Source organism: Ralstonia sp. SA306, assembly GCF_054792405.1.
Map to the genome: position 1 here is coordinate 118,020 of NZ_CP096453.1, position 20,100 is coordinate 138,119.

The 20,100-nt window shown below is 59.6% G+C and carries 20 protein-coding genes and 2 pseudogenes; 11 read left to right on the forward strand and 11 right to left on the reverse strand.

Going from position 1 to position 20,100, the window contains the following annotated elements:
- Positions 1-67 precede the first annotated feature (67 nt).
- The gene (locus M1D44_RS25860; RefSeq protein ID WP_439004820.1) at positions 68-2,335 is read left to right on the forward strand and encodes a hypothetical protein; all 2,268 of its coding nucleotides are present in this window, start codon (positions 68-70) and stop codon (positions 2,333-2,335) included.
- A 142-nt stretch (positions 2,336-2,477) separates the two neighbouring features.
- Here M1D44_RS25860 and M1D44_RS25865 read toward each other — a convergent pair whose 3' ends face one another.
- The 3 genes and pseudogenes from M1D44_RS25865 to M1D44_RS25875 form a co-directional block, all read right to left on the reverse strand.
- Positions 2,478-2,828, reverse strand: coding sequence for a transposase (locus tag M1D44_RS25865; protein ID WP_439004821.1), 351 nt, complete (start codon positions 2,826-2,828; stop codon positions 2,478-2,480).
- A 31-nt stretch (positions 2,829-2,859) separates the two neighbouring features.
- Positions 2,860-3,027 (reverse strand): annotated as a pseudogene (locus tag M1D44_RS25870) (hypothetical protein); the annotation flags it as partial.
- A gap of 45 nt (positions 3,028-3,072) precedes the next feature.
- A complete protein-coding gene (locus tag M1D44_RS25875) occupies positions 3,073-3,366 on the reverse strand; it encodes an H-NS histone family protein (RefSeq protein WP_439004822.1) in 294 nt (97 codons plus the stop codon).
- Between the two features lie 312 nt (positions 3,367-3,678).
- On the opposite strand from M1D44_RS25875, the gene M1D44_RS25880 reads away from it, so the two are divergent.
- A complete protein-coding gene (locus M1D44_RS25880) occupies positions 3,679-5,184 on the forward strand; it encodes a sensor domain-containing diguanylate cyclase (RefSeq protein WP_439004823.1) in 1,506 nt (501 codons plus the stop codon).
- Positions 5,185-5,414: 230 nt separating this feature from the next.
- On the opposite strand, the gene M1D44_RS25885 is transcribed toward M1D44_RS25880, so the two are convergent.
- From M1D44_RS25885 to M1D44_RS25895, 3 genes are all read right to left on the reverse strand, one after another.
- Positions 5,415-5,777, reverse strand: a complete 363-nt coding sequence (locus M1D44_RS25885; RefSeq protein WP_439004824.1) for a hypothetical protein — start codon at positions 5,775-5,777, stop codon at positions 5,415-5,417.
- A 444-nt stretch (positions 5,778-6,221) separates the two neighbouring features.
- Positions 6,222-7,589, reverse strand: a complete 1,368-nt coding sequence (locus M1D44_RS25890; protein WP_439004825.1) for a sensor histidine kinase — start codon at positions 7,587-7,589, stop codon at positions 6,222-6,224.
- The gene (locus M1D44_RS25895) at positions 7,589-8,269 is read right to left on the reverse strand and encodes a response regulator transcription factor (RefSeq protein ID WP_439004826.1); all 681 of its coding nucleotides are present in this window, start codon (positions 8,267-8,269) and stop codon (positions 7,589-7,591) included. Before M1D44_RS25895 ends, M1D44_RS25890 begins: the two co-directional genes overlap by 1 nt.
- 156 nt (positions 8,270-8,425) lie before the next feature.
- Between M1D44_RS25895 and M1D44_RS25900 the strand changes: the two genes are divergently transcribed.
- The 3 genes from M1D44_RS25900 to M1D44_RS25910 all read left to right on the forward strand — a co-directional run bounded on the left by M1D44_RS25900 (position 8,426) and on the right by M1D44_RS25910 (position 10,693).
- Positions 8,426-8,866: a thioredoxin family protein gene (locus M1D44_RS25900; protein WP_439004827.1), complete on the forward strand. Its 441-nt coding sequence runs from the start codon at positions 8,426-8,428 to the stop codon at positions 8,864-8,866.
- 42 nt (positions 8,867-8,908) lie between these two features.
- Positions 8,909-9,637, forward strand: a complete 729-nt coding sequence (locus M1D44_RS25905) for a cytochrome c biogenesis CcdA family protein (RefSeq protein ID WP_045204960.1) — start codon at positions 8,909-8,911, stop codon at positions 9,635-9,637.
- Between the two features lie 96 nt (positions 9,638-9,733).
- The gene (locus M1D44_RS25910) at positions 9,734-10,693 is read left to right on the forward strand and encodes an alpha/beta hydrolase (protein ID WP_439004828.1); all 960 of its coding nucleotides are present in this window, start codon (positions 9,734-9,736) and stop codon (positions 10,691-10,693) included.
- 153 nt (positions 10,694-10,846) lie between these two features.
- Here the strand turns inward: M1D44_RS25910 and M1D44_RS25915 are convergent, their stop codons facing one another.
- Entirely contained in the window at positions 10,847-11,362 is a 516-nt protein-coding gene (locus M1D44_RS25915) for a GNAT family N-acetyltransferase (RefSeq protein WP_439004829.1), read from the reverse strand.
- A gap of 377 nt (positions 11,363-11,739) precedes the next feature.
- Here M1D44_RS25915 and M1D44_RS25920 point away from each other — a divergent pair, with 377 nt between their 5' ends.
- From M1D44_RS25920 to M1D44_RS25945, 6 genes and pseudogenes are all read left to right on the forward strand, one after another.
- A complete protein-coding gene (locus M1D44_RS25920) occupies positions 11,740-12,273 on the forward strand; it encodes a 2'-5' RNA ligase family protein (RefSeq protein ID WP_439004830.1) in 534 nt (177 codons plus the stop codon).
- Between the two features lie 159 nt (positions 12,274-12,432).
- A complete protein-coding gene (locus M1D44_RS25925; RefSeq protein ID WP_439004831.1) occupies positions 12,433-12,963 on the forward strand; it encodes a GNAT family N-acetyltransferase in 531 nt (176 codons plus the stop codon).
- 513 nt (positions 12,964-13,476) lie between these two features.
- Positions 13,477-13,863 carry a DUF2946 domain-containing protein gene (locus M1D44_RS25930; RefSeq protein ID WP_439004832.1) on the forward strand — a complete coding sequence of 129 codons (387 nt, stop codon included), beginning with the start codon at positions 13,477-13,479 and terminating at the stop codon, positions 13,861-13,863.
- A gap of 129 nt (positions 13,864-13,992) precedes the next feature.
- The gene (locus M1D44_RS25935) at positions 13,993-15,054 is read left to right on the forward strand and encodes a transporter family protein (protein ID WP_439004833.1); all 1,062 of its coding nucleotides are present in this window, start codon (positions 13,993-13,995) and stop codon (positions 15,052-15,054) included.
- Positions 15,044-15,601 carry a TlpA disulfide reductase family protein gene (locus tag M1D44_RS25940; RefSeq protein WP_439004834.1) on the forward strand — a complete coding sequence of 186 codons (558 nt, stop codon included), beginning with the start codon at positions 15,044-15,046 and terminating at the stop codon, positions 15,599-15,601. The genes M1D44_RS25935 and M1D44_RS25940 overlap by 11 nt, the downstream gene beginning before the upstream one ends.
- A 166-nt stretch (positions 15,602-15,767) precedes the next feature.
- A pseudogene (locus tag M1D44_RS25945) lies at positions 15,768-15,935 on the forward strand (IS30 family transposase); the annotation flags it as partial.
- A gap of 68 nt (positions 15,936-16,003) precedes the next feature.
- On the opposite strand, the gene M1D44_RS25950 reads toward M1D44_RS25945, so the two are convergent.
- The 4 genes from M1D44_RS25950 to M1D44_RS25965 form a co-directional block, all read right to left on the reverse strand.
- Entirely contained in the window at positions 16,004-16,198 is a 195-nt protein-coding gene (locus M1D44_RS25950) for a hypothetical protein (RefSeq protein ID WP_439004835.1), read from the reverse strand.
- Positions 16,199-16,209: 11 nt separating this feature from the next.
- A complete protein-coding gene (locus tag M1D44_RS25955; protein WP_439004836.1) occupies positions 16,210-16,815 on the reverse strand; it encodes a hypothetical protein in 606 nt (201 codons plus the stop codon).
- A gap of 107 nt (positions 16,816-16,922) precedes the next feature.
- The gene (locus tag M1D44_RS25960) at positions 16,923-17,489 is read right to left on the reverse strand and encodes a hypothetical protein (RefSeq protein ID WP_045204952.1); all 567 of its coding nucleotides are present in this window, start codon (positions 17,487-17,489) and stop codon (positions 16,923-16,925) included.
- A 444-nt stretch (positions 17,490-17,933) separates the two neighbouring features.
- Complete coding sequence (locus M1D44_RS25965; RefSeq protein ID WP_082076097.1) at positions 17,934-19,793, reverse strand: DEAD/DEAH box helicase; 1,860 nt, start codon at positions 19,791-19,793, stop codon at positions 17,934-17,936.
- Positions 19,794-20,100 lie beyond the last annotated feature (307 nt).

A 20,100-nucleotide genomic window follows, 5' to 3' on the forward strand; every position in this document is an offset into this window, starting at 1 on the left:
GTTTCGTCCTGTCAGTCCGAAATTGCTGCCCAGCCACTCAGGCATTGCCTGACAACGGAGAATACATATGTATGTACTGCAAAACCTCGTTGGCCGCATCAGGAGACTGTCCGCCATGCTCCACGAGGATCGGGTGTACTGGTGGGCGTTAGGTGACCGGAACGAAGTGATCGAAGGCGGAGTGCAACCGGGCTTCATGATCGCGCCGGTGCCTGTACCGCAAGCGACGGTCAACATCAAAGGTACCCCTATCGCGTTCTGCCCGGTCACGCGACCCGGGGACAAGGGCAAGCCGGCGCTCTTGCGATGCTATGTTGCTCGGACATCAGCAGGTTTCGAGGTCGGATGTTTTGCGGACGACCACATTCCGAAAACGATCCGCACGCTCTCGCCGGAAGGCGTGCTCGGTGTCGAATTGGCAGGCAGCCGCGCGGGGCTGTGCGCGTTCGTGACACACAGTTCCCCGGTGCCGCGGGTCGAGATCATCCACATGGACTGGGAACAATTCGATTCTCGTGTCCCGCTTACCTTCCTCCACCCGCCAGCGCTTCCCTCTGGCGCCTTCGGGCGCGTCCACGGCATATGCACTAGCGATAAGCCAGGGGAACTGCGATTCAAGCTGGTCATCGCCTGCAAGCTAACGCAAGACGCGGCGGGCTGGGCGGAGCTTGACGCCAACCTGATCCACGGCAGTCACGGATGGCAGCTCCGTGATAGTGCCTGGGAGACGCATGCAACCCAGGACCGGTATGTCATGGAGCCTACCTTGCTGTGGGGTGCTGACGGTGCGATGCAGATGATGTCGGCATCGGCGATACCTACTGATCACGATATCGCGCTCCGACGCTTGTCGCTCAACCACGGGTGGCAGCGGACCGATATCCTGCGTGCGGAGGAAGCACGCTCGCTGCAGCAAGCGCTCCCCGCGGTAGTCTACGTTCCTGGCGGCGAACCGGTGGTTTCCGGAATCGGTGACAACGCCGTTACCGAGGTCGACGTGCATCGCTGGACGCTATGGCCGGTCGGGCTTGGCGAAGATCCGGCCGTGGTGACCCAATTGCAGTTGGACGTCCAGCGTGTGGGCAAAGCAAAGCGGCATACGCTGGGCACTGTGGAGGGCGCCAAACAGGTGCTCGTTGGCCTCATCGAGGGACCACCCCCGGTGCCGATGGAAAACCTCAACCTGGCTGCTGGGATGGACAAGTCGTCGGCCTCCGCGGAGACGACTCTATCCGACCAGACTTCGCATACGAGCACGGTGGAGATCAGTGCTTCCGAAGCCGGAATCTTTGAGGCGAAGGGCGAGGTGGGCTGGATCTTTACGGGCAGCAGCTCTTTCACCCTTAATGTGGCTCACACATCGGGCTCGAAACACACCGTTACGACGACGCTGACGGACGCGTTCAAGAACAGCCTCAAGCAGGAGCAAAAAGACGGGCATACAGGGGTGCAGCCGCTAGGAACTGCGGTCGTTCTGGGACTCTCGTTTACGGGGTACGAGTTCCAGTTTCTCGATGCGGCGGGAAAGGCGATTGAGGATGCGCCTCAGATGCGAATGGTGATCCCACACACGCCCGCGCTGCGGGTACGCCCCTATGTCATCAACCCGCAACGCTCCCCGGTGCCGGGCGAACTGGTGAGCTATATGCTGGACGCATCAAGAATGCAGCGCCTTCAAAGCCAAGCCATGGTGTTGGCCGACGAGAGGAGAAAACTCAGCAGCTCATGGGGCCTCACGAGCACCGGCCAGGCCATCTTCCAGCGGGTAGAGCTAGATCAGTTTTCGAGAGGCTTTGCCATAGACTTGAAACTGATGCTCTCGGTCAAGGCAAACTTTCTGGGGGAGAAAGGCGAAATCGGAGGCGGCATGCAACTCAAGCTGAGCGGGACATGGACATCTTCCGACCAGAACACTCGCACCTTGTCGACATCGGTGTCCGTGCCAGGCAACCGAAGCGCCGTGGGCAGCTATTACGCCTACAGCTACGACACGTATCTACTGCAGCCGAGTCAGGCGATCGAAGCAGCGTTCCTGGAGAGTCTTGTCACCACGGACTGGCCTGCTGACAAGAACGACCGGCAGATCAACCAAGAGCTACTCGACGATCTGGCGCCGGCGGGAACCGATGCTGAAGGTCCTTGGATGATCACTTATGCGGTGACAGAGAGCCACCGGGTGCAGTTGCTGGAGGATTGGCTGAAAGCCCATGAGCAGCAACTCGATGCCGATCTTGTCTTGCGTCTGCGGGCATCTGGGGCGACCACCACCGCAGAGGTCGCAGACTTGATGGAACAAGGCCGCGTGGCAGGTGCTCAAGTGCAGCAACTGCTGTGAGCGAGTGAGCGCCTTTGTATCCTTTCAGTCCCGTGCCCGGCAGCGTCGGGCACGACAAGCGTGTGAGCGCGATCGTGCGCGACGCAATAGAGATCGATCGAATGGCAAGATTTTCCTTCTGCCGGCGAATCCGTTGTTTTTCCTATTTGACGTCCGCGTGGAGCTTGTCGTGACGGCATCGCGGGCGACCATCGAGTCCGGGCACGCTCGGGATGGCGTCAACGAGCGCCTCGAACACGATCGAGTCGTGACGATTTGCACCGGCGACCATCAGCGTCAACGGGACGCCGCGCCGGTCTACGACGAGATGGCGCTTGCTGCCGAGTTTGTCCCGGTCCGTTGGGTTCGGTCCGGTCTGTTCGCCCCCCCCCGGGGCTGGCCAACGTTGCACCGTCAATGCTGGCTCGGCTCCAGTCGATCTGGTCGTGCTCGCGTAGGCGCTTGAGTAGAGCCAAATACAGCCATTCCCAAACGCCGTCAGCCTGCCAGTCACGCAAACGGCGCCAGCACGTCATACCGCTTGGGTAGGTCTTCCCACGGGATACCGGTGTGCAAGACAAATAGGATTCCGTGCAAATCAACACCGCCCAATCATCCACGCGTGGACGACCGCCTTTGGTCGAAGGCTCCACAACCGGCAGCAGCGGTTGCAGCGCCTTCCACAATTCAATGCTGATCTTCTTTCCTGCCATGTCCCCTACAACGCCAAAACTGCATGGCGCGATGACTTGGTTTTGTTAGCGACTCTTAATTAGAAACCGCTCGAAATTCTTGCCCGCAATCCAGGCTGGTGCGCGCCCACGACCTGTCCATGTCGCCCCAGATTTCGGGTCCTGATATTTGGGAGCAACCGTACCTCCTTTGCGCTTCTTCGCCTTGGTTGCAAGCCCAAGGTCTTCTGCCGTCAGGCCGTACTCGACGACGATTTGACGCGTCTGGGCGATGACCGTCTCGAGTTCCGCAGCATGCGCAGCGGCGAGTTGTTGCTCCAATTTTTCCTTTTGTGCGAGCAGCTCTTTGTATGTCGCCATGGTTTCCTCTAGGTTGGGTGCAAGAAGATAAGGATAGTGGAATTGCCGAACCTTGGAGGCTTATTTAACAGGATTCCAATGTTGGCACCATCTCACCGCCCAGCGTTTGGAACACTGTTTGAACCAAGTAACAAGCGAGGCAACCGATAAGGGGTGACCCAGCATTGGGCGATGAAAATGGTCGGGATGCGGTGCCTCGGCTCAAGATGGTTTGAAGTAAAGCGCTAGAATCCACAAAAGGGCACGATATCGAATTCCCGGAGCAGAGCATACGGTGCACGACAGTAAAAGCAGAAAAACGCGGGGTTGCCTATGACCTTGACCAAGCTCGCGAGCGCTTTTCTCGCGCGTCCGGTTCTATTCATCATCGCTGGAGTTGCGGCTGCGTTAACCGTTGCTGGCGTCGTAGCGTTTGCGCTGTACGAAATGCGAATAGACGCCCTGGCCCGCGCACGCGACGCCGCTGACAATCTATCTGTCATTCTGCAGAAGGACATCGAACGCAATCTCGAGATGTACGAACTCTCGATGGAGGCCGTCGTCGATGGTGTGAAGGACCCTGACACACTCCGGCTACCACCCAAAGTCCAACAGCAAATTCTCTTCGACAGGTCGAGCAACGCAAAGGATATGGGTTCGTTGTTGGTGACCAATGTGACCGGTGACGTCGTTATCGACTCCCGGTCGGTGCCGCCCAGAAAGGTCAATCTCGCTGACCGCGATTATTTCCAAATTCATCAGCAGTCTGCGCCCTACATGGGCGTGTACATCAGTAAGCCATTCTCACCCCGCGCCGCCGGCGCAGACCTGTCCATTGGACTCAGCCAACGGCTGGATGACGCACAAGGTCAATTTGCTGGCATTGTCGTGGGGACGCTCCGGCTGAACTACTTCCGTCGCTTATTCGATAGTCTCGCTCTGGGTCCGCGCGATTCCATTACGCTGCTGCGAACGGACGGAACGGTTCTCATACGGCGGCCCTATCACAGCGAAGAAGTCGGCCGAAGTATTGCGAGCGCTGCGTCCTTCAAGCCGCTCCTTCAGGCCGATGGAGGTAGCTATCTCGGCACCGCCGCACTGGATGGTACGGAGCGCCTTTACAGCTTCAAGCACATCGGAAAATATCAGTTGATAGTCGTGGTGGGACTCGCGACAGGCGACATCTATGCCGAGTGGAAAGAGCGGTCCTGGGCCATTGGTGGCGTCATGGCCGGGCTAGCCGTTCTTTTCGTCTTGATGACTATTGCGCTCGCAAAGCAGTTCCATCGTCGACGTGAGATGGAACAGCAACTCCAGCTGCTTGCAGACACCGATAGCCTGACGAGCCTCGGCACACGTCGGGCGCTGGATGCCGCCCTGGACGTGGAGTTGAGGCGTGCGAAGCGAAACAACCAAGGGCTCGCTGTGTTGATGGTGGATGTCGACAACTTCAAGGCCTTCAACGACCACTACGGCCACATTGCCGGAGACAACGCTCTCACTGTCGTTGCTCGGTGCATTATCGAAAGCGTCCGTAGGCCAGGGGATTTCATTGGGCGCTACGGTGGGGAGGAGTTCTGCGTGTTACTACCCAACACGGACCTTGCCGGAGGTGTCCGCGTGGCGGAGAAGATTCGCCAAGCGGTCATAGCAGCCAACCAACTTCACATTGGTACCCCCAGCGGACACTTGACCGTGAGCATTGGCGTTTCTGCCTTTGGTGAAGATGCGACCGTCGGCACAGCCGAGGAGCAGTTGGTTCACCAGGCAGACCAACGACTGTATGAGGCCAAGGCCGCCGGCCGCGATATGGTCATGCCGCACCTAGGTCTCCCTTGAGCTTCAGATGGGTCATCGTCGCGAACCCGGCAGGTATCACGTGTGCGCTGCTCGTTCATCCAGGCGCCTCGCGTCACGCTGACTACCGGTACGCCAAACTTCGATGCAACGGGCAACATCTTGAGCAACTCGGTCCGGCAAGGGCAAATCACCGTCAACCGCCAGGTCTGCGGAGCGCATCAACGTCGTGGCGGGCGCCAACGGCGATTGCGGGTACCGTGGCATCTGGATCAGTCCTCGTACTCGAGCGGCGTATCGGCGTAGTCGAGCACGATGGTGTGAATGAAAACCTCGCACCACTCCCGGAACATCTTGAGCGTTCGGTTGTGTGGCCATAGATCTGGGTCGACATACCAGTCCTCCAGCAACTGCTCAAAACCCCCCCTCCAGTTCCGCTGAATCCAGCGCTTACCTGGTTCATCGGTGCCATCCGTGGGAATCAGGAAGGCGGACGGCTCCTCGCGCGCATCCTCGAATGTGATGGTGGCATTGGCTGGGGTAGGATCGGCCGCATTGATCCATGCAACGAATGGCGCCTTCGGCAGGATGGTGACAACAACCCGGTTCGTAACGTAAAGCGGCTCCTGCGGCATGCCGTCGATCCTCGCGTCAGAAGTTCGAATGCTAAAGCAAGATGGCCATCAGGCCACGCTTACGCGTCGCCCCGTTCGACACCGCTACAGCAGAGGATGAATCGCCCCGGGATTCGAGGAGGCTCCCACTCTTGAGAGAATGGAGCCATGAACAACACGAACAAGTTCTCACCCGAGGGGCGCGAGCGCGCCGTACGCCTGATGCAGGAGCACCGAGGCGAGTATCCCTCGCCGGATATACTGCGACGAAGTTCCCGGGTCTGATTGGCGGCCATAGAACGCCTCTTCAACCGGAAATGGCATGTACACGCAGAGCCTCCGGCCTAACAGCGACGCTAGCGGGTGTCGTGACGATGGCTAGCAGAATTTGTGATTCTCAACAGCCACGTTCGGCCATGAACAGACAGCCTGCAGTGCGGCTACAGCGCCGCGAACAGGTCAGTCTCAGCGCGAGCTGCACCGTGCGCATCCAAGCCGCACGCGGAACAAGCTTCCTTGACCATCCCCTGATTCCAGTTCGATGACGCCGTTGTTGAGCTCGACCGCCCACTTTGCTATGGCCAACCCAAGGCCTGCACCGCCGGTCTCTCGCGAGCGGTCTGCGTCGACACGATAAAAACGCTCGAAAACGCGGTGGTGATGCTCAACGGAAATGCCCGGGCCGTTGTCACGGATCTCAATCACCGCGCAGTCCGGCATGGCATCAACACTCGCCTCAATGCGGCCCCCATGCTGGGTGTAGCGGATCGCGTTGCTGATCAGGTTGAACAGCGCCTGCTGAAGCGTCGCCGGATCCACCATCGCTTCGACCCGCTTTGTGCTTGAGCACACGAGCGTTTGTTGCTTCTCTTCGGCCAGCACCTGCAGATGATCGGCTACACCGGCGGTCAACGCGGTGAGATCGCATAAGTTGCGCTGCAACGGCAATGCTCCGGCTTCAGCACGCGTGAGCATCAACAGCCCGTCGAGCAGGCGAACCAGGCGGTCTGTTTCTTCCAGGATGCTGCTCATGGCGTCGGCCTGTCGCGCGGCATCTTGCGGGTGCTGCAGCGCGTTCTCGCCAACACTACGAATCACCGTCAGCGGCGTGCGCAGTTCATGCGAAGCATCCGCGGTAAAGCGGCGCAAGCGCGCAAACGCATCCTCCAGACGTTCCAACGTGTCGTTGAAGGCCGTGGCCAAGCGATTGAACTCGTCGTCAGGGCCATCGGCGGGCAAACGTTGCGACAGGTTGTCAGCCGATATTTCACCCGCCATGCGCGCCATCTTGCCAACCGGAGCAATCGCCCGCCCGGCGAGGATGTATCCGCCAACGAGACTGATCAACAGTGCAAACGGCAAGCCCACCCAGGTCATCAGAATGAGCTTGCGCTCGATGACATAGGTTTGTTCCATGTCTTGCGCCACGGTCACCCGGTATGCCACGCCCGCGTGCTGGGTCATGGCAGTGCGCAGGTAGTAGTGGCGGCCATTGGAGGCTTTCTCGACACAGTAGGGGTTGCTGGGGTCTGAGGATCTGGCGTTCAACGTGCTTGCCTGCCAGGCACGCGTGGCCTGCGCCAGCTGCCCAGATGCTGCGATGCGCGCGAGTATTCCGGTATCGCGCAAGCCGGCGCTGTGCAGACCGCCTTCTTCACGCAGCATTTGCTCGACTTGCTCGACGTCACGGTCTACCTGTGTGCGCAGCAGCACCATATTGCTCGCACGCGTGAGCAGGAAGACGCAACCAGAAAACACCAGGCAGATCAGCGTGAGCGAGACCGCGTACCACAGCGTCAGGCGCTGCCGCACGCTACCAGCGCCGACTCGCATCAGCTGGCGTGGCGCAGGATGAAACCCACGCCTCGGATGGTGTGCAGGAGGGGGTGATCAAATCCGGTGTCGATTTTTTTGCGTAGACGGGCAATGTGCACGTCGATCACGTTGTCCAGCGGCGCCGCTCGCGGCACGTCCTGCCAGATGTCGCGCACGATCATGGCGCGCGTGACCGTGCTGCCGCGATGGCGCACCAGACATTCGAGAATCTCGAACTCCTTCGCGGTCAGGTCCAGCAGCCGGCCGTCACGCGCTACCTCGCGCGTCACAAGGTCCATTTCGAGCCCCGCGTACTTGAGCTTGAGTGCGGGCTCGGCCGCCCCCCGACGCAAAAGTGCGCGTACCCGCGCGAGCAGTTCCGGCAGTGCGAAGGGCTTGACCAGATAGTCGTCTGCGCCGCTGTCCAGGCCGTGCACGCGGTCTTCCACCGTGTCGCGCGCCGTGATGATGATCACCGGTGTGGCTGCATCGCGTGCGCGCAGCGTCGAGAGGATTTCGATACCGCAACGCCCTGGCAGCATCAGGTCGAGCACCACCAGATCAAACGGCTCGGTGCCCAGCAGGAAGAAACCTTCCTCTCCCGTGCTGGCCACGCGCACGTGGTATCGCTCGCTTTCAAGGTGTTCCTGAATCGCCTGCGCCAGCTTTTTTTCGTCTTCAACGACAAGGATGCGCATGGTGTTTTTTGCCGAGCCCCCGGAGCATTGCCTGGTCGGCGGATTCTACCTTGCGAGGCCTCAACCTCTTCCTGAATTCTTCGTCAGAAAAGCTTCAGTTGTGAGGCGTTGTCGGGCCCTTCTACGATGCGTCCGTCGACTAGGCATGCAAGCCCCTTGCGCTGCCGCAGCGGCATTCCAATCACGATAGTTCAACCACTGGAGTACACGATGGCCTTGATTAATCGGAGCCTTGTTGCGTTTGTTTTGCTGCTGTCTGGTGTCTTTGCCCATGCGGGCGAGCAGGCCTTTGACCAGAAGTCGTTTGACGATCTGCGTGCAGCAGGCAAGCCAGTTGTGGTGCATGTGCATGCGACCTGGTGCCCGGTGTGCAAGAAGCAGGCGCAGGTGATTTCCGCGCTGGAATCCGAAGACCGATTCAAGAGCCTGACGGTGATGCGCGTCGATTTCGACACGGACAAAGCCGTGCAGGCCGCGCTTAAGGTCACCTCCCGCAGCACTCTCATCGCCTTCAAGGGCGAGACCGAGCTCGGCCGCTCTGTGGGGGACACCAACCCTGATTCCATTGCCGCGCTGTTGGCCAAACCGCTGCAGTAACGCCGCCATGACCGCAACCCGCAACCGATAGACAGGAACGACATGGAATTCGGACTGGGAACCTATGGCCTGGGCTATGTGGCCGGCGTCTTGTCGACCCTGTCGCCTTGCGTGCTGCCGCTACTCCCCATCGTGTTGGCGGGCGCGGCATCAGCGCATCGCTGGGGCGCAGCCGCGCTGACTGCGGGCCTGGCGCTGTCGTTCACAGCGATGGGAATGTTTGTTGCCACGGTTGGAGTCACGATTGGGCTGGATGCAGAGGTGCTACGGCGCATTTCGGCATGGCTGCTGGTGGCGGCGGGCGGCATGTTATTGCTGCCCGCTCTGCAGTGGCGCTTTGTGATGGCCACTGCCGGTGTTGCCAATGTTGGACAGAGCTGGTTGTCTGGCCTCGACGTGGGCGGGCTGCGCGGGCAGTTCTTTGTGGGCCTGGTACTGGGCACCATCTGGAGTCCCTGCGCGGGGCCGACGCTGGGCGCTGCAATCGCGTTGGCTGCTGAGGGGCGCCACCTTGGCAAGATCGCGCTGCTGATGATCTTGTTCGGCCTGGGAGCCGGCACCCCCCTGATGCTGCTCGGTACGCTGTCAAACGCCACCTTGGCGAAGCTGCGCGGGCGGTTGCTGTCTGCGGGCAGACTGGGCAAGCCGGTGCTTGGCGTCATCCTCATGGTGCTTGGTGTGATGACGTTGACACGGGCCGACCAGCACCTGGAAACCTGGGTGGTGAACTGGTTGCCGGCCTGGGCGGTGGATCTGACCACGCGCTTCTAGGAATCGGTCTCCGATGGTCTCCACGTGGAGGCGTCGAATCTCGCGTGGTTCTCGACACTGCACCCTTTGCGCAAAATCAGTTCACCGGAATTCAGAATGTCTATCCGCCACACCTTCGCCTGTAGCCTTTCGCTTGTTGCCCTGCACGCGGTGGCCCAAGTTCCGCCCGAGATCGGCGGCAAGCTCAACGCCATCGGTCACGCCGTCGACCTACCGGCTGTGACCGCGTTGTACGCACCCACTCTCAAGCATCAGTCGTACGTGGGCACGCGCGTCACGCGCGAGGTGAGCTACGGCAAAGATGCCGCGCAAAGGCTCGACGTGTTCGCGCCAGACACGCCCGCCACCACACCACGCCCCGTGCTGATCTTCGTGCATGGTGGCGGTTTCGTCTCGGGGGACAAGCATACTGCCGACAGCCCCTTCTACGACAATGTGATGCTGTGGGCCGCACACCACGGTATGGTCGGCGTCAACATCAACTATCGCTTGGCGCCAAAGAACCCGTGGCCGGCCGGCGCCGAAGATGTAGGTCTGGCCACGCGCTGGGTACAGGAGAACATCGCTGTGCAGGGTGGCGACCCACAACGCGTCTACCTACTCGGGCACTCAGCGGGTGGCACGTTGGTCGCGTCGTACGTTGGGCAACAGCAATTTCAGGGGCAGTCTGCAACGGGGCTGGCCGGGGTCATCCTCTTGTCGGCCGGCATCGTCGATCCAACCACCGCGGAGCCGAGCGCCCCACTCAAGGCGTACTTCGGTGATGACCCACACCGCTATGCTGAGCGCTCCAGCTTCCAGGGTCTTGTGCGGACCCGCCTGCCCATGCTGGTGGCGGTGAGCGCGCTGGAGCCGCCGCCCTTCGAGCGCCAGGCGCTGCAGTTGCAGAACGCACGTTGCCGGCTGGACCGCTGCGCCTCGTTTGTCCGCTTGGCGGGGCATGACCATCTGTCGACCGTGTTCTCGTTCAATACGACGGACGAGTCTGTCGGCGACGCCGTTCTTGCTTTCATACGCGGCAGTGATACCGCTCCGACCCAATCCGCATCGAACTAGAGCCGCTAATCTGCGCGGGGCCGCGGTTTTGTTAGCGGCTCTTAGCTAGCCGCGTAGGGTCACGGAACGTGACGCTATCCCATGCTGGGCAAGTGTGAACTCGGCGAGGCTGACTTGTAGACAAAGCCTTCCCCGAGATCCGGTTCCACAGCGTTACATGAGATCGAGGCGGAAGAAGAGCGAGTTGCGGTCCACGTAGTCGTACTTCACTGGCACCTCAGTCTGAGGGATCTCCCGAAATCCATTTGCCTTGTAAAAAGCATGAGAGCGCGTTGCGATCGACGGCGTGTCGAGCACAATGGAAACGATGCCAGACGAGCGAGCGAACTCGATGACGGCGCTAAACAACTTCGCCGCACACTGCGTTTGTTTGCCTCTGTAGTCCGCCAGCACGAATAATTTTTTGAGAATGCCGATGCCATTCGGTTTTGCCTGCAGGCCAATGGTGCCGACAACTCGGCCGTCCTGCGCCAGGGCGACCCAGAATTGCCCGCCAGTCGCGACGTAGTGCGTCTCGATGTCCAAAAGGTCTGGTTGGTCCTCAAGTGAAAGCCCCACTTTGAACTCAACGTTTTGCACGTACAGGATGGTGTCGATGACCTGTTGCTGTTGCGTTGCATTGAAGATCTCGACGTTGACGCTGGCGGCGTGCGCCCCTAGCTCGGTCATGCAAGGACTCCATAAATTTAAGGTACGGCTGTCTTCCCCTAGAAGGGGCGTGCCGGCTTTTGCGAAGACGTTGTATCAGCGGTTGTCGGTGAGCACGGATAACACTCACATGCCTATTGGTGTTCCATCGGCACCTGCGGAGCGACGAGTTCGATTTTGACGAGGTCGACCCCAAGCGTGTTGGTTTTTTCTGTAACGCTGATCGTGCCACGTTCCGGCAGAGAGGGGATGGCAGTGTCTGGCCAGCAACGGTCGTTCAGATAGACTTCACGTCACAATCCACGTACATAGGCATTGGCGGTTTGATCCGCTCACCTGGGCGGACTTGAGAGCATTCGGTCGGTGCCTCGAAACGGTCGGTCAAGGGAAATCACTTCATGCCTGCATCCGCTTTCGTTATCACTGTTCCAACAGCCGAACCGCTTGTAAAAAATTTACGGAACCGGTTTGACGCTACCTCGAAGTTGGGCGTTCCTGCGCATATCACTGTGTTGTTTCCGTTCATGCCGCCCGACGAAATTACGTTGGACGTGCTTTGCTTGGCGCAAGCCACGCTCAATACGGTACCGTCGTTCAAATTCTCATGGAATGGCGTCGGACGGTTCCCGACGACCGCTTACCTTGTACCGCACCCTCCAGAGCCATTCATCGCCTTGACGACTGCGCTGACAGAGCGCTTTCCGGCCTATCGTCCCTATGGGGGCGCACACAAAACCACGGTACCGCATCTGACCGTCGCGCACGGGGAAGCAGCGCACGCGCATGCCGCTGCCACCGAATTGGAACCGCAGTTGGGTGCATGGAGGGAAACTCAAATGACATGCGATACCGTGACGCTCATCGAAAATTCGTCCGGTCGATGGAAGGAGATGCACGTGTTCCAGCTTCCAGTTGCAAGCCCATCGTCCTGAACCAAAACACTTGCGACTCGTCCGATGCTCGGCGCGCGCTGCTAGACGGGCTGCCGGCGGGAGCCCGCAGGACTGCTTCCGGGTCATGAGCGGCCGTCCGGTATGCTTCGGCAAAGCGATTCGTGGACGCATTCGCTCCCGATGAACGCGTTATCTCCTATGAAACCGATTCGCCTATCTCCAGCCAACGCGCCTGAGTACAGAAGCTTCATGTTGGAGGCCTATTCGCTCCATCTGGACGCCTTCACTTCGAGTGCTACCGAGCGCGAATCGCTGCCGCTTTCTTGGTGGGAGCAATGGCTATCAGAGGGTGAAGATGCGAATGACGTCGTCTTCGGCTGTGTAAGCAAGGGCCAACTGGCTGGCGTTGTCGGCCTTGCCTTTGAGCGCCGGGAAAAGACGCGTCACAAGGCAACGCTGTTTGGCATGTACGTCTCAGCTAGTTTTCGGGACCTCGGGCTCGGTGGCGAGCTGATGAATTGCGCGCTTGGCTATGCGAAGGCAAGACCTGGCATCCGGGTGATTCAGCCGACAGTTTCGGAGGGCAATCGTGCTGCCCAAGCACTCTATGAGCGCAGCGGTTTTATCCAATTTGGCTGTAAGCCTTACGCTATCGCCGTTGGAAGTGGCTTTGTGTCGAAGATTTACATGTGGCGCGACCTGTCCGGCGCCAGCCTTGAAGCGTCATAGGCTATCGCCCCGCTGATTAAGCATATCGGGCTGGCACTATCGAAGCCATCAAGACTGGAGCATGTATGCGACGCATCCTGGCTGTCGGCGGTGGTGGTTTCATGATGGAGGATTCTGTTTCTCCAAGCATGCTGGCAGTATCGTCACTTGCTGGCGGTCTTCACCCTCTATGAATCGCTTCACGGCCACCTCGCTTCAAAACGCTTGGCTCAATGAAGGCGACCATCGGGCTGTTTTTACACAGCCTCGGCCAGGAACTGTCGTTCAAGCGGTGCAACAATTTGCCGCAGAGGCGGCCCCAACGATTGCCTGCGCAAATAAAATCCCGAAGAGCGCGCCTGAACGCCCGCTTCAAGTTGAGGCGGATCATCGATACGCGTGCGGCAAACCGCTTGGCAACGCCGTCTTGACGCAGATCTGGATACTGATGCTCTTTTTGCGGTGTAATACCGCGCATCCGCATATGCTGACGTTGTCCGCACTAGAACCACCCGGCAGCCTCACTGGCCCACCATGCATGTCGCCCGCACCCGCAAAAAACTGACCGCCTGGCTTGGCCTGGTGGCGATGGTGCTTGTGCTTTTTGTGCCGATGGTGAGCCAGGCGCTGGAGTTGCACGAGCTGCGGGCGTTCGAGCAGGCCGCGCCGCTTTGCGAGGCCAAACTGTCAGCCTCCGCCAATACCGATCTGCCCGCTGGGCACGACATGCCGGCCGGCCACCATGCGGCATGCGGCTATTGCGATCTGCTGGCAGAACACCTGCTGGTGCCGACCATCATCCCGCCGATGGCGGCACCGGCACCAATCCATGCAACGGCATGGCCCCCGGAGCCCGGGCGCCTGGCCGTGCACCAAGCGCGCCACGCCGGACGGCCGCGCGATTCACCCCTCCTCTTCTGACCACTTCAACCCGGGCAGCGATTGCGCAACGCACTCGCACCCGGCTGGAGCCGTTTTCAGACAAGACGCCGTGCGACGCACCGACCACTGGTCAGGGCGTGCACGTACATATCAGAGTGAGGAATCTCCATGGCAACGCCGTCCAACATGATCCGACGAGCAGCGCTGCTCGCCTGCGCCATCGGCGTGTTTGCACCTATCGCAGCACACGCCTGCGCCACCTGTGGCTGTTCACTCAGCACCGACGCCGCGATGGGCTACTCGGCTATCCCAGGTTGGCGTATCAGCTTTGATTACACCTACCTTCCTCAGAACCAGTTGCGCAACGGCACTCATGCGGTCACGCCAGCGCAGGCTGCCGCCATCAACGATGCCGGCGGCAACCAGGAAGTCGAGCGCCAGACTATCAATCGCTACATCAACCTCGGCATCAGTTACAGCCCGAACAGTAGCTGGAATTTCGGCGCGATCGTGCCGTACGTGGACCGCAGCCACACGACCTACGGCGCGGCCACGTCCGACCAGCTCACCCCCGACAACGTCAGCGGTGCCACCGCCAGCGGCCTGGGTGACATCAAGCTGATCGCCAGCTACCAGGGCTTCCTGCCCACGCACAATCTGGGCGTGCAACTGGGCGTCAAGCTGCCGACCGGTCGCTACGGTGGGCAGAACGTGTTGACCGGCAACACAGTCGGGCGCAATCCGGTGTTCTTCAACAGCGGCCCGAACGCGACGGGTGGGCAAGCTCTGGATACCAGCCTGCAGCCCGGTACAGGTAGCACCGACGTGATCCTGGGTGCCTACTACTACCAGCCCGTCAGCCAGGATTTCGATGCGTTCGTCAACGGCCAATTCCAGGCCGCCGTGCACCAACGGCTGAACGAGGCGGGCGCGGACTTCCGACCCGGCAACCTCGCAACAATGAGCTTTGGCGTGCGCTACGAGGCCAATCCGCACGTCGTGCCGCAGTTGCAGTTCAACGTAACGCGCAAGAATGCCGACAAGGGCGCACTGGCGGATACCACCAACACCGCAGGCACGGTGGTCTACCTGTCGCCGGGCGTAACGGTGAGCGTGGCGCACAACGTGCAGATCTACGCATTCCTGCAGAAGGCGCTGTACAGCAACCTGCAGGGTTACCAGCTCTTCCCGCGCTGGTCGGGCACCGTTGGAGCCAGCTATGCGTTTTGATACGGATTGCCGTTCACCGCGCGCATGGTCGCGACGTACGTGGCTGCAAGCGGCCAGCACGGTGGCGCTGGGCGCCGGGCTGGGTAGCCCATCTCACAATGCACGTGCCGCGAGCCTTGAAGTCGGGCGGCCGGCGCCTCCGCTCGTGCTGCATACGATTGATGGCCGCAACATCTCCACCGAAGACCTACGCGGTCATGTCGTCATCCTGAGCTTCTGGGCGACGTGGTGTGGACCGTGCCATCGAGAGCTACCGTTGCTCTCCGATTACGCAGCGAAGCACGCGCATCGGGGTCTGCGCGTCCTCGGCTTCAGCTTGGACGAACCAGCCGCTTTGCCAGCGGTGCAGGAAATGGCGGCGGCGTGGAGCTTTCCCGTGGGACTGCTTGGCAGCGCCTACGCGGGTGGCTACGGCCGCGTCTGGCGAATTCCGGTCAACTTCACGATTGACCGCAACGGCCTGCTGGCCGACAACGGCTGGGACTCGCGTGAACCCGCGTGGACTGCCGAACGGCTTGATCGCGTCGTCACGCCGTTGTTGCGTTGAAGGGCAGATCGTGGCGGCGTGCGCCCGTCAAGAAACTTAGCGCATGCCGCCTCGCCTGCTGTCGGCAGACACTACCAGGGAAAGGGCGACTGACCGATTTTTGGTTGCGGATTCAACCGGTCGATGCAACACACTAGAGACTACGTGAGCAGTGGAGGTGTTGCAAATGAAACAACGGCGCCGGATCTACTACACCGAGAGTCAGAAGGCACTAATGTGGGAGCGCTGGCGCAGAGGTGAGACGCTTCATCAAACTGCCCGCCTGTTCGACCGGGGACACTCTTCGGTTCAAGGCATTCCGGCGGAGACCGGCGGTCTCCAGCCAGCACAACGAATCGTTCACAGTGAGTCCTTGTCCTGTTAGTTCTTCAGTCTTCTTCGTTTCGTTCCGGGGCGCTTATCTCATGTGGCAGCGGCCGAGCATATCTTTCCAGAGTGCACGTCCCTCAACATGACCTCAACAGGGCGTTGATCGACGTGCTTCACTTTGTCGCGATCCTGCATCACAAAGCGTCCGCTTTTCGGATCGAATTCCAGTGTTTCGCCGGCTAGCATCCGCTCGAAAATCTTTTGCTGTGCGGTACTGAGCTTCGTCACTTTTCCTTTTCCTATGTCGATTGGCGGCGTTCGATCCGACCTCTATCGGCGACGACGAGGCCGATAGATCCAAGCATGGGCGAGACAACCTCATCGTAGACCGCGCACGCGACATCACATGCCCGATCGGCATCCGTACCATCGCAGGTAAGGCCTCTATGAATAATGCAGTTGCGGAGTTCTTGAACCTTTTGGCTCTCGTCGATGAGCGATGTAGCAACGCCATCGCGGGCAACTTTTGCGAGGTCCAGGCCAGCCAGCTCGTGAAACAAGCGCGACAGCAAACTTCGATAGCGGTCAAATCCGGTTTGGCCGACCGCATGCTTTACGATTACGTCGGCCAGGCCAGCACTGTGCACAAGGCCATGCACAATCGGCTGCAATAAGGTCGCTTTCAGCAGAAGCTCAATTGCAGTCGTGAAGAACACGACTGCCGCAGAGAAACGCCCATTGGCTCGGAGTCGTTTTCCCTCTTGAAGGGCATCGACAGCGGGGCGCATGACCATGGGGTTGGCGAGGTAGAACGATTGCAGGCGCTCCGCCGTGAACTCGCTTACCGCCTGCTCCTTATGCCCAGGGTAAAGCTCTTCACTGATCCGCTCGTACATCTCGTCCATTGCAGCATCTTCAGGGCCATAACTCATAGCTTTTCCGTTGACTACCGCTTAGTTGCAGTCGCGGGCGAACTAGCGCCTGTGACCGCCACTTCCCTTTGTTTACGGCCTCACTTGTCGAAATAATGCCGATTTTGAAGAGGCGCAGATTTTGCCCGTTCCGGCACATGGATTCTTACTGCGTAGTCCAGAAACGGTAGCTTGCTGTAAATGGCCTGCTGCACCTTATGGCGTGGATCGCGGAATTTTTCCATGAGCTGGCGGGAGTAGTTTGGCAACGCCTGCGAAAGAATTCGGGACGCCTCGAAAACCGCCATCTTCTTCATGAATGATTTGTCGTCCATCCCCGAAAATCTGGCGTCCCACAGCGGAAGACGGTATGTGACGTTGATCTCGAATTCGGCTTCATGATGACTGTAGTGTGCCGCGCTAAACCGCCCGCCCGGTGCGACCTCTTCAAGGAGGGTCGTCAGGGACTTGAGCATCCTGAAGTAGCTGTCTGGCGTATCTAAATAGTTCAGGTTCTTAGTGAACCGAATGGTCACTTTTCCCTTCGTTCCGTCTTTGAGCGGCGTCGATTTGACATCAATGGCACACGTCAACATGGCATCGGCCACGGTTATCAGGTCGTCGATTTTGATGTCCTTCCAGGCTTCTTCGATCTGGTACTTGTTCATTGCGTGTATCCGAAGCCGGCATGGCCGGCATTTCTCCTATTCAGATCCAAAACGTTCATGCAGGAGACCAGCGATTCTGTCCCACGATGCTCGCGCATGCGCCTGATTGCAGCTTGGCGGCGCCGCCGAATTGGCACCCTGCGACGTGACCGAAACACAAAACGCTAGCATTAGCGCGAGCAATAAAAGCGTCTTCTTCATTTCCTTCCCGGTCACCTTCGTTTTTCCTAGCCACCAAGCTTCGTAAGTCGGGATGCTAGCGCCTGCACCGGGCTGCTGTGAGCCGCTTCCATTTTGACAATCCGCCGTTCGAGAACTTCCAGGCGTTCACGGTGCCGGCCTTCAATTTCCGCGACACACCCTTTCAACATCTCATCAGGTTCTTCTTTGGATATGTCCACAGTCACCTTTGCCGTATCGCGGAATTTCCGACCTTCAACACCATCACGCGACATCGTTCCCGCAAGCTTCCCGGACCCGCATCGCAAACTCCGACTCCCGATCCGCAGTCATGAAGAGCTCATTCATCGCCCGCGTCATCCCCACATACAGCACGCGCGCCTGTTCATTCGCATCATGGCTGGTGTAGGGCATCTGTCCCAACCCGGGAATCGCCACCACCGGGAACTCCAACCCCTTGCTGCCGTGTAGTGTGAGCACATTCACGGTGCCGCCGTCCGCGGCGTCGTTGTCCTTACCAGGTTTGCTCAGTCCCTTGCCAACGGGAATCTTGGCGGCCGTCAGATGGCTCACAATCTCGGTCACCTGCGCCTTGCGGTACGTCAGCACGGCCATGTCTCGCCAGGGTGTGCCGGCTGCGTTGCTGGCGCGCAGGCGGTCGGCCACGGTGTCCAGTTCAGCCTTGAAGCTCGGCAGACGGATGAACTCCGGCGCCTTGCCGTGCCGGCCGGCCGTTTCCGGGAGGATGAGCGGTGCGGCGTCTTCTTCAGCCTCTTCGGCGGTCAGCACATCGGTGGCAAACGCGTAGGCTACGGCCAGCACTTCGGCGCTGTTGCGGTAGTTGAGCTTGAGGATGGTGGTGCGCCCGCGCGCCTGGATGCCGACGCTGGAAAAGCTGAACTTGAGCTTCCGTGACTTCTGGTAGATGTCCTGGGCGCTGTCGTACATGACGAGCACGGAGTTGGTTTCCGGGTCCACCATCTGCACGACGAGCCGCAGCCACGCGGGGTCGAAGTCGTGGCCTTCATCGATCAGCAACGCGCTGTATTGGCCCGCGGGCACCTGCCCCCGATTCACGCCGTCAATCACGTCCTGCACCAGCGCGGCGTAATCTTCATCGCGTCGGCCGGCCAGCTTGCCGAGTTGGTAAGTGGTGGCCATGTCCACACACCAACTGTGGAAGGTGCGCACGTGCACCTTTTGCGACAGCCCCTTGTATTCCATCCACCCGGCCAGCTTTTGCGATAGCGCACGGTTGAAGCACAGCACGAGCACGGGCTTAGCAGATGCCTGTGCAAGAAACTCGGCGCGGTAGCCAAGAATCATCGTCTTGCCTGAGCCAGCCACGCCGTGGATCACACGGTGCCCATCCCCCAGGCTGCGGGCAAGCTGCTCCTGCTGCACGTCCATCACGCGAATGAGATCGGGAATGACAGGTTGGGCACCAGGGGTGACCTGTTCCTCATCCGCCTCGAACAAGCTACCTTGCCGACTGACGATGCGCACATCGGGAAAGAGGTGCCAGCGGATGCGGTCGATCTGCGGTAATTCAAGCAAGCAGCGGAATGGCTGAGTGAACATGTTCCATAGCCGCTGCTGGAAAGCCTCCGGGTCAGCCGATTCAGTCATCTCGTCTTTGCAGATGACCAGCCGGCCTGGCATGACGTCTTGCATGCCAGAAGTCTCAAATTCCTGGCGTGTGATATTCGACAGCACCAGCCCGTGACCATACGGCATGCACAGCTTGCCGGCGTATTTGCTGGTGGCGGGCTCGACGAGCAGCGGATCGCGCTTGAGCATATCCACCGTGGCCGTCATGAACTCGCGTGACTTGAGCAGCGGGTTCACATCTTTGTGGAGCCGGCCATCGAACTCGGTCTCCACCAGTTGCGGGTCGAGCCGGATAATGCTGCCGATTTTCCAGTCCTTGACCTCCAGCGCCAGCAACCCCCGGTGCGGATTCAAAATCAGGAAATCCGGCCGCCTGCGCTTGATGCCGACCGTGACGTCGTACCAGCACAGATAGTCGTCCTCAAGACAGGCTTCGAGCCGTCGGGCAAAGCGCTTCTCGCCCGATGTCATACGCCCCAGGCAGCTACTCAGGCTGGGGATGAGTGTTGCCATACCGCCCCTTAAATATTCTGGGCTAGGCGCTTATTCTCATAATGCAAATGCAAACGACGCGCCCGCCATTTTCGGGAAACAGCATAGATGATGGGTCGTCCTTTCGCCCGCCCCATTTAGTGGGGTATCGGCAGATTTTTTGATTTGATTGGGCGGGAAACAGACGCCGGCACAGTGTTCTGTTATTTATGAAAATCTGAGTTCAATACGAAGCATCATCTCCTTTTCCGAGACACAGAATAGGACGACCACCCATGGTGTCTGGGCCAACCTGCATATCAGTAAGCTCGTCGCCAAAAAACATAGA